The organism is Puniceicoccales bacterium (assembly GCA_031255005.1).
GTDB lineage: Bacteria > Verrucomicrobiota > Verrucomicrobiia > Opitutales > LL51 > JAIRTH01.
This window is the reverse complement of the sequence record JAIRTH010000040.1, coordinates 5,001-14,351: the sequence shown is the minus strand read 5'-3', so window position 1 is coordinate 14,351 and position 9,351 is coordinate 5,001. Positions and strand designations below refer to the sequence as shown.

The 9,351-nt window shown below is 40.7% G+C and carries 9 protein-coding genes (1 of these 9 cut by a window edge); 6 read left to right on the top strand and 3 right to left on the bottom strand.

All coding sequences use genetic code 11. The features are described from left to right. A partial coding sequence (locus LBH49_03930; GenBank protein MDR0351757.1) for a hypothetical protein occupies positions 1-527 on the bottom strand: 527 nt, incomplete at its 3' end. Continuing rightward, positions 511-1,356: a CDP-diacylglycerol--serine O-phosphatidyltransferase gene (gene pssA / locus LBH49_03925; GenBank protein MDR0351756.1), complete on the bottom strand. Its 846-nt coding sequence runs from the start codon at positions 1,354-1,356 to the stop codon at positions 511-513. The genes pssA and LBH49_03930, both read right to left, overlap by 17 nt. Before the next feature lie 163 nt (positions 1,357-1,519). Here pssA and lptD point away from each other — a divergent pair, with 163 nt between their 5' ends. Genes lptD through LBH49_03895 form a run of 6 tightly spaced genes read left to right on the top strand, consistent with a single transcriptional unit; the run spans position 1,520 to position 8,882 of the window. Beyond that, on the top strand, positions 1,520-3,490 hold the full coding sequence (gene lptD, locus LBH49_03920; protein ID MDR0351755.1) for an LPS assembly protein LptD: 1,971 nt from the start codon (positions 1,520-1,522) through the stop codon (positions 3,488-3,490). Positions 3,491-3,494: 4 nt separating this feature from the next. Next, positions 3,495-4,439, top strand: a complete 945-nt coding sequence (miaA, locus tag LBH49_03915) for a tRNA (adenosine(37)-N6)-dimethylallyltransferase MiaA (GenBank protein MDR0351754.1) — start codon at positions 3,495-3,497, stop codon at positions 4,437-4,439. After that, positions 4,430-4,963 carry a hypothetical protein gene (locus LBH49_03910; GenBank protein MDR0351753.1) on the top strand — a complete coding sequence of 178 codons (534 nt, stop codon included), beginning with the start codon at positions 4,430-4,432 and terminating at the stop codon, positions 4,961-4,963. The genes miaA and LBH49_03910 overlap by 10 nt, the downstream gene beginning before the upstream one ends. Positions 4,964-4,968: 5 nt before the next feature. Then, a complete protein-coding gene (gene argS, locus LBH49_03905) occupies positions 4,969-6,726 on the top strand; it encodes an arginine--tRNA ligase (GenBank protein MDR0351752.1) in 1,758 nt (585 codons plus the stop codon). After that, on the top strand, positions 6,727-7,617 hold the full coding sequence (locus LBH49_03900; GenBank protein MDR0351751.1) for a tyrosine recombinase: 891 nt from the start codon (positions 6,727-6,729) through the stop codon (positions 7,615-7,617). A 23-nt stretch (positions 7,618-7,640) separates the two neighbouring features. Beyond that, on the top strand, positions 7,641-8,882 hold the full coding sequence (locus LBH49_03895; GenBank protein ID MDR0351750.1) for a serine hydroxymethyltransferase: 1,242 nt from the start codon (positions 7,641-7,643) through the stop codon (positions 8,880-8,882). Here the strand turns inward: LBH49_03895 and trpS are convergent. Then, positions 8,876-9,351, bottom strand: partial view of a tryptophan--tRNA ligase gene (gene trpS / locus LBH49_03890; GenBank protein MDR0351749.1) — the end only. 526 nt of this gene lie beyond the right edge of the window; 476 of the gene's 1,002 nt are visible here — the last part of the coding sequence; its start codon lies off the right edge, out of view; the stop codon is at positions 8,876-8,878. The two genes, LBH49_03895 and trpS, sit on opposite strands and share 7 nt — an antisense overlap.

Genomic DNA, 9,351 nt, shown 5'->3' with positions numbered 1-9,351 from the left:
CCGGTGTCACTTTTTATAAGCACAATGGCTAGGATATAGTTCAGAATGGTGCTGATCAAGAATGATGACGAAAACCAAAGGGTTCCCTTTTTTAGCAATCTGTCTAATTTCTTTTGATTGTTATTTCTTTCAATGGCTTCTTCTATCTTCGATAAATTGAGGATGGTGTTTTGGAATAGTAGCACTTTCATCAATGGAGAATCTGTCCATAGCGATGCTATTACCAATAGACCAAGAATAAATGGTATTGCGGCTTCTTTAATGGCGATCCATTCCTTGGGGAGCTGTAGTAATCCTATGCCACCGGTCAGTAGAATACTGATGAATCCAATGATTGAAAATACATTATATTTTTTTGATCGGATAAAATCCATCAGGCCGTAGGCTATGGGAAATCCCAATGCTATGAGCAGGGCCATGGATGGCTTTATGCCCAGCCAATCATCAAGCTTTGCCATGATAACGGACGGGATTATCATGTTAAGCATCATGTCGGAGAGCAAATCTCCTTTACTCTTCGCCGTCATTGTAGGTTATATCATTTTGATAGTCGTTATGACTTCTCTTGACCTTGGAGATATGTCTCGCAACGCCGAAAAACATGTACGATAAAAATATTATGGCCATGGAAAATTCATGGAACCAAACTACAATGGCAATGATGGCGATGCCTATTATAAAGGTATTCAGCTTGGTTTTAGTATTCCAATCCACCTTTTTAAAACTTGGGAATGGAATGGTGCTGACCATTAGATAGGCAATCAGAAGCATCAATGGTGGCAATGTTATTAAAAATCCATTGCTGAGTTCATAGCTATTGATTATCATAACAATAGAAACTATTGCACCGGCGGCGGCTGGCACCGGTAGTCCGAGAAAATCTTTGGATGATTTTCTAAGCTCATCCTGAGGTAACAATGGATGGGTAATTACATTGAATCTAGCTAGACGGATGCCGGCACATAATAGATATACAAAACCGATGAGCCATCCGATTTGACGAAAGATTGTTAGCCCCTCGGTGGGGGAGAGTATCAAAAAAAATACCATCAATGCTGGGGCTACGCCGAAGGAAACCATGTCGGCTATGGAATCAAATTCCATACCAAACAGCGATTCGCGTTTTCCTAATCTGGCCACCCGACCATCCAGGGCATCGGCCAGAGCAGCGAATAGAACGAGCCAAACAGCTTGGGTATAATATAAATGAGCCATGGATGGCGTTATTGCAGTATATTTAGCTTGTATGCAGCGAATTATGGCAGAGAATCCGAAAAATAAATTCGATGCCGTAAAAAAATTCGGCAATAAATAAATTCTGCTAGCATCTTCAATGGTTTCGAATTTCTTCTTCATAAAGAATATACCATCTAGATTTTATTAATTATGAACCGAGTGCAAGGCTTTTGTGAATATTCATGGTAAATGTAAAATGAACTTGAGCATTAATTAGTTATAGATACTTGTGTGCCACGTGTCCATAAAATCCGCACTGTGGCTTATCCTTTTTTTTACACCTATGTCGTTCAGTCCTGCTATGGCTAAGCGACCAAAGGTTGATACAAAGGATATTGTATTAGAAGCAGATAGCCTGAAATATAGAGATGGATTGGCCATGGCCGATGGCAATGTCATTGCTCGAAAAAATGATATAATTATCATGGGAGATAGTCTAATCTATGATCTTCGACATTGCTCAATGGAAGCTAGAAATGTGAAATCCTATTTGCATCCGATGATATTGACTGCCAAAAAAATTTCCATGACTGACATGCTTAGGGCCAATGATGCCACCATATATTTCCTTGAGCCAGATTCATTTTCTCCAAATATAAGAGCAAAAAAAGTTGTGGCCGATGGTAGCAGAAAATGTTCTGTGAGCCATGCCAGAATTCAGATTGGAAAGATTCCAATTTTTTATCTGCCGAAGCTGGACATGGATGAACATATGTTCCCAGATATCAGTAGTGAAATTGGCGTGAATAGTAGACATGGTGCCTTTGTGCAAAACAAAGTTCTTGTCAACGTTGGCAACCATGTAAAGCTGGGAGGATTGTTTGACGTTTACACGAAAAGTGGAATATTATTTGGTCCGGCCTTAAAATATAGCAGCCAGGATGAAACATATTCAGTTTTGGGGGGAGTTGATGCTGGCTTCATAGCAGATAGAGGTAGGCGTGGTGTCGATAATCTTGGCCGAAATATAAAGAAGCATAGATTTTTTTCTGAGGTTAGGCATAAGCAGCATATATATGATAGCGTTGATGTTACCGGCCAACTGAGCTGGCTGCGTGATTCCGAAGTAGAGAGAGATTTTCGTCGGAGAATACATAATAAAAATCGGTATGCTGATAGCTTTGCTGAGGTGGTATATAAGGACGATTGGTATTTATTATCAGCCATCGGTCAATTTCGGCCAAATGATTTTTATCCTAGTGTGGAGAGATTTCCTCAGCTTAGGTTCGATACGGTAACCATGCAATTACCATGGATGGGATTATATCATAATTTCTTTGCCGAAGTTGCGCGGCTTAGGGATAAGTCGGTCGACGTTAAGAATATTTTGACCAGATTCGATTCTTACTATGGTTTGTATCGGCCAACTCATTTGACTGACTACATGACAGTGACTCCGGTGATTGGTGGTAGATTTACCTGCTATGACAGAACTCTGTCTTCCAAAGATAGTTATCAGCGGGTCATTGGTCAGGTCGGTGTTGATGTGGAATTCTTTGGCCATGGATTCATTGGTTATGACAGCGATTTGCTGGATATGCATGGAATAAAGCATGTGATAAAGCCGATGATACAATATAGATATACGCCCAATGCTGCCGGTGGTTCTTCCCTAATATTGCCCATGGACAGGCATCATTTTGATACAAATATTCCCACATTAGACCTGGGAGATATGCGGGATGTGGATCAGCTAAAAGCCGGCAATATAATGCGTTTAGGTCTGGAAAATTTATTTTTTGTCCAAGGAAGATCAAATTATTTGGCTAGAAAAATTGCAGAATTATCTGTATATCAGGATGTAAGACTCGGGCATTATGGTTTTGATTTTGATACCAATGGTCGGCATAGTCTTTCGGACAGCTATATAAAGTTGGAATTATCTCCCTTCGATTTCATCGGGTTTAAAGCCTATTCTCGGATTAACCCGAACAGAGCAACGCTCAATGAGCTGACCACAGCCACTGAGTTTAAGAGCGGCGATTTATGGCGAATTGATTTTTCTACCAAAACACTACAGCATGAGCTTGATCAATATGGCATTGGATTTGCTTGGAATTTCAATGCAGTAACCAGTGCGAAAATTTCAGCCAGGTTTGATGCTCGGACGAAAAAATTGACAGAGCATGAGTATTTCATTTCAACAATGATCGGAAATTCGTGGAAGTGTGAATTTGGAGTAACCATAAAAAATGGATCCAGTAGAGAGGCAAAATTTCAACCTGGATTTAGGGTTGAATTAATGAAATGGTAGGATAATGGCTAGATTGCTTCTATTAACCGGTTACACCGCCGTCGGCAAGACTGAGTTGTCGTTGAAACTGGCCGAGGCATTGAATGCAGAGATTCTTTCCTGTGACTCGGTGCAGATATATCGCTGTATGGATATAGGTTCGGCCAAGCCGTCGAAGGCCGATTGCCAGCGTATCAAGCATCATGGAATAGACATGGTGGATATACATGACAAATTTGATATACAACAATATGTAGATTACGCTCTGGGGGTAATGGCCGATGTGGCTGGGCGCGGCAAAAATCTGCTAATTGTCGGTGGCAGTGGTTTTTATCTGAAGTCATTCTACTATCCAGTGATGGATGATGTGGCGATTCCAGAGGATGTGAGAGCCAAGGTGCAAATGCTATATCATGACTTTGGATTGGATGGTTTAGTGAGGAAAATTAACGAGCTAAGTGGTGATGCTCTAGGTAATTTGGATATGAAAAATCCTAGAAGAATTGCCAGGGCGCTAGAGCGTTGCCTGGTGACCGGAAGGACCGTGGAAGAAAATGTTGCTGGATTTATGTCAAAATCCTGCCCATTCTCCAACCATAGAAAAATTACGGTGTTGCTAACTAGAAATTGCATGGGCGACCGGGTCCGGGCCAGGATTATAAAAATGATTGAAGATGGGCTGATTGATGAGGTTAAGCACTTAATGGAGATAGGGATAGAATCCAATAGAAGTGCTGCCAGAGCCATAGGCTATGGAGAGACGATTGCCTTTATAAAAAGTGGTTCTGGTGATTTGGATAGGCTGATCGACTCTATGGTAAGAAATACCCATCGTCTCATTCGAAAGCAGCGCACATGGTTTAAAAGGCAAATTCCTGTGGATTTGGAAATCTGTCTGGATGATTATTCTATTGACGAAAGCTTTGACTTAATTCATATGTTCCTTATACAGAATTATATATGGAATTAATTGTTGCTGAATTATCTGTGGGATTGCTACTGATTTTCTGTGGAATTTTCCTGATAATTAAGCCACTGATTTGCGAAAGGAAGTGTAAAATTTTTATGCGTTCTAGATTGGCAAATTGGCTAGCCTTTGGCGCTGCTGTTTCATGGTTTCTATGGCATATTACAAGGTTAAGTGAAGCAGATTTTGGCCAATACAAATGGATCTTTTTTGGATTCTTTTTGAGTGTGGCAGTGGTGGTAACTTTGATGATTCGTGATTTTCTATGCATAAGAGGCATGGCTGTTTTGGTACTATTGGCTTCCAATGAGCTTTTAGCGGCTGCCTATATGTGTGAACAAAAATCCAGGCTATTCATGGTATCCTTTGTATATCTAGCCATTAGTGTGGCCATATATCTAGGGATTGTTCCCTATAAATTTAGGGATTTTATCGAATGGCTGTTTAAAGGAAAAATATTGCCAAGACTTTTTGGCTTGCTTATGCTTTTATATGGTATTATTGTTTTGTCCAGTGTAGCCTGGTAGATTCTATGGACTGGTTTAATATTGTGGAGTGTCTCAAAGAAACCATACTGAGTATAGCTAGTAATATTGGTGAGTTTCAAGGATTTAAAGATCCTGAGATTAGGGTTGCCGAGTCACAGTTTGGTGATCTGCAAGCCAATGGTGTTATTTCCTTTGCTAAAAGGGCCGGAATGAAGCCAAAGATGTTGGCTGAGAAATTGGTGGATGCGTTCATTCGCAATGATCATCAGAGGTATTTTTCCCCGGAAGTCTCTGGGCCAGGATTTATAAATTTTAGGATGACATCCAATTTTTTCATATACTGGATGTCCCAAAATTCGGATGCCAATAAAATTCAAGCTACAGCAGCTAACTTATTTAAAGGTAAAAAGATAGTCATCGATTATTCCTCTCCAAATACGGCAAAGCAAATGCATGTGGGGCATTTGCGGTCTATGATAATCGGCGAGTCCATCCAACGAATGTTGAAGTTTTGTGGTGCAGATGTGGTGAGAGATAATCATATCGGTGACTGGGGTACCCAATTTGGAATCCTGCTGGCAGAAATAAAAACTAGGAAAATAAATTTAGCGGATCTGCCGATGGAAGAGGTATTAGATTTGCTCGAAGAGCTATATAAGAATGGTAGCGAAAAGGCCAAGAACGACATTTCGTTTTTAGAAAATGCAAGAAATGAATTGGTGAAATTGCAGAACGGCGATAGAGGGAATCTTTCGATTTGGGAGCAGATTAACCATGTGTCCTACAAAGCTTTCAATGATATCTATCAAGAAATGAATGTGGAATTCGACTATGTGCTCGGCGAATCGTTCTATCGGGATAAGGTCGACAGAGTGTGTGGTGAATTGGAAGAATCTGGCATTGCCGAGCAGAACAATGGAGCACTGGTTGTTTTTCACAAAGGTCATGGTCAGTTTGAAAAACAGCCGTTTATCATAAGAAAGTCCGATGGTGCCTCGAACTACGCCACCACTGATTTGGCCACGGCTCTCTATAGATCAGAAACCTTTGATGTCGATGAATTGATCTATGTCACCGATGGTAGACAGAAAGATCATTTCGAGCAGTTATTTATGACTATTTCGAAATGGTTCAAGCATTTCGATAAAAAAGTTCCAGAGTTGCGCCATGTGTGGTTCGGTACTATGTTAGGGGAGAATGGCAAGGCCATAAAAACGCGGTCCGGTGAATCCATAAAATTGAAACAGCTGCTCGATGAAGCCAAATTCCGGGCCTATGCTATTGTCAGTGAAAAAAATCCTGATTTGTCCGAAGAAGAAAAGAGAGAGGTGGCCCGAGTAGTGGGATTAGGAGCTGTGAAATATGCTGATTTATCTCAGAATCGAACTCATGATTATGCCTTTTCTTGGGATAAGATGCTATCCTTTGATGGCAATACGGCGCCCTATTTACTATATGCCCTGGCGAGGGTATATGCTCTTTTTAGAAAGATTAAAAATAAAACGGTATTAAATGAATCTGTTATGACACCATTAACCACCAAGGAGGAACACTTTTTATGTAGAAAAATTGTTATGTTTCCGGTCATGTTGAGCCAGGCTATCAATGATCTAAGACCGCATCTTCTATGCAATTATTTATACGAGCTCGCTGGGGAGTTTTCCACTTTCTATAATCTTAATAGGATAATCAACGAAGATTCTGAAGTTTTTGGGCGGCGAATGCTAATCTGTTCCAGAGTTCTTGATATTTTGAAAATTGGATTGGAGCTGCTTGGATTGGAAACCCTTGAAAAAATGTAAATGTTACTCTCCGAAGCAATTAATAGATTCATGGTTTTTCTAAAATTAGAGAAAGGAGCGTCGGATCATACGGTGAAGTCCTATGGGAATGATCTGGCCTCATTGGTCGAATTTTTAAAAAGCGATATTGAAGTGGATGCCTTGACCAGTAAATCCGTATTCGAATGGCTAGAGTCTTTTACTGCAAGAGGTTGTACTTCATCGACCATAGCAAGAAAAATTTCGATGCTGAGAAGCTTATTCAAGTTTTTTGTCATGGATAAGATTACCGATGATAATATGGCACTGATGTGTTCATTTCCAAAAAAATGCAGAAATATACCCGATGTGATATCTTGTAATTCTGTGGTAGATCTATTGAGTGTGGTGCCAAACACCGAGGTTGGTCTGAGGGATAAGGCCATGATAGAGCTGGCCTATAGCAGTGGTTTGAGGGTTTCGGAGCTATGTAACATCAAACTTCATGAAATTGACTTCGAAAATTGTTTTTTAAGAATCCATGGAAAGGGCAATAAGGAGCGGATTGTCCCCATAGGTCAGCCGGCCATGGAGGCCCTGCGCAGATATTTGACCAATGGCAGAAGTAAATTTATGAAGCCAAAGACCGATAGCAGTATGTTTCTAAGTTTGCGTGGCAGGGCGTTATCTCCTAGAACTTTTTGGAAATGTATAAAACATTATTCGGCCATGGCTGGTCTATCGCCAGAGACAAGTCCCCATTGGTTGAGGCATACCTTCGCTACTCATTTGCTTGAAAATGGTGCAGATTTGAGATATATTCAGGAAATGCTTGGCCACGAAAGTATTTCGACCACCCAAATCTATACCCATGTGGACAAAAAACGCATTGTGTCAGAGTATGAAAAATTTCATCCCAGAGAACAATCCTGAAAAATGTTATGCCTAGAAATTATATTGATTATTTAAAAAGCTGTGATCCAGATTTGGTTGGAGCGATTCTCCGAGAAGAAAATCGTCAACAAAATTATATAGAGTTGATCGCCTCAGAAAACTTTACCTCAAAGGCTGTATTGGCAGCAGTGGGTAGTGTTCTGACGAATAAATATGCCGAAGGTTATCCAGGGCGCAGATACTATGGAGGATGTGATCATGTGGATGAAGTGGAGGTTTTGGCCATGGAACGCGCTAAGAAACTTTTTGGTGCAGAACATGTTAATGTTCAGCCGCATTCAGGTAGTCAGGCCAATACCGCTGTGTATATGGCCGTGCTAAAACCCGGCGATAAAATCCTAACTTTATCTTTGGAAAATGGAGGGCATCTTACCCATGGTCATCCGAAAAATATAAGTGGTATGCTCTATAATGTGGCCCATTATGGCATTTCTGACGATACCTGTATGATCGAATACGATGCCATGGAGGAGCTGGCCCATAAAGTAAAGCCAAAGATGATAACCATAGGTGCGTCGGCCTATTCGAGAACCATAGATTTTAAACGCGTCGGTGAAATAGCTAAGTCCTGTGGTGCGTTGTTGTTAGCAGATATTGCTCACATTGCTGGACTGGTGGCTGCAAAGCTTCATAACAGCCCGATAGGCCATGCAGACTTTGTGACCACCACCACCCATAAGACCCTTCGAGGTCCCAGAGGAGGTGTAATAATGTGTAAGCAAGAATTTGCCAAAGAAATTGATTCAGCCATTTTTCCTTGTATCCAAGGTGGGCCATTAATGCATGTGATCGCTGGCAAGGCTGTGTGTTTCAAAGAAGCTCTAAGCCAAGAATTTGTGGAATATCAAAGTCAGGTACTGAAAAATGCAAAGATGCTGTGCCATGAATTGAAACGTCTAGGTTTTAAAATTCTGAGTGGAGACACGGATAACCATCTAATGTTGGTTGATCTGCGGGAAAATTATCCGGACATAAATGGTAAACAAGCTCAGCAGGCTCTTGATCTTATTAATATTACCACCAATAGAAACACGGTGCACAATGAAACTCGAAGTGCTTTCCAAACCAGTGGTCTAAGATTGGGAACGCCGGCTGTAACCACCCGAGGAATGAAAGAATCGGAAATGATTCAAATAGCTGATCTTATAAATAGAACGCTGTTGAATCTGATTGCCAACGATAACGGTATACAGATAAAAGAAGAGGCCATTGCTCTCTGTGCCAAATTTCCATTGACCTATTGAGTTTTGCCCAAAAATCCCACCTCTTCATAGACCTTTGACATGGTTTTATAGGCTATGGATTGGGCGTAGTCTGCACCGACCTGAACCACAGAATTCAAATAGTCTTTGTCGTTTTTTATCTCGTTATATTTCTTTTGGATAGGTTCTAATAATTCAATCACCGAATCGGCCACATTGGCTTTAAACGTTGCATAGCCGACATGGGATGAAAATTTATCCTGGGACTGTTCAATGCTGCAGCCATTGGCGGCCGAATATATATTCAATAAATTTGTGATACCTGGTTTTTCATTGGAGACATAAATCTTATTATCGGAATCGGTTACGGCGCTGATTATCTTTTTCTTTATCACAGCCGGTTCGTCATTAATGAATATTGTGCCGTTCTGATTACTGTCGGATTTTGACATTTTTTTCGACGGGTCTTGCAGTGACATCACCCTGGATCCTTCCTTTAATATATAGGACT

What these genes read in the sequence shown, in the direction of transcription:
- lptD (MDR0351755.1), top strand. Translation starts at nt 1,520, where the DNA reads ATGTCGTTCAGTCCTGCTATGGCTAAGCGACCAAAGGTTGATACAAAG.
- LBH49_03900 (MDR0351751.1), top strand. Translation starts at nt 6,727, where the DNA reads ATGTTACTCTCCGAAGCAATTAATAGATTCATGGTTTTTCTAAAATTA.
- argS (MDR0351752.1), top strand. Translation starts at nt 4,969, where the DNA reads ATGGACTGGTTTAATATTGTGGAGTGTCTCAAAGAAACCATACTGAGT.
- miaA (MDR0351754.1), top strand. Translation starts at nt 3,495, where the DNA reads ATGGCTAGATTGCTTCTATTAACCGGTTACACCGCCGTCGGCAAGACT.
- LBH49_03910 (MDR0351753.1), top strand. Translation starts at nt 4,430, where the DNA reads ATGGAATTAATTGTTGCTGAATTATCTGTGGGATTGCTACTGATTTTC.
- pssA (MDR0351756.1), bottom strand. Translation starts at nt 1,356, where the DNA reads ATGAAGAAGAAATTCGAAACCATTGAAGATGCTAGCAGAATTTATTTA.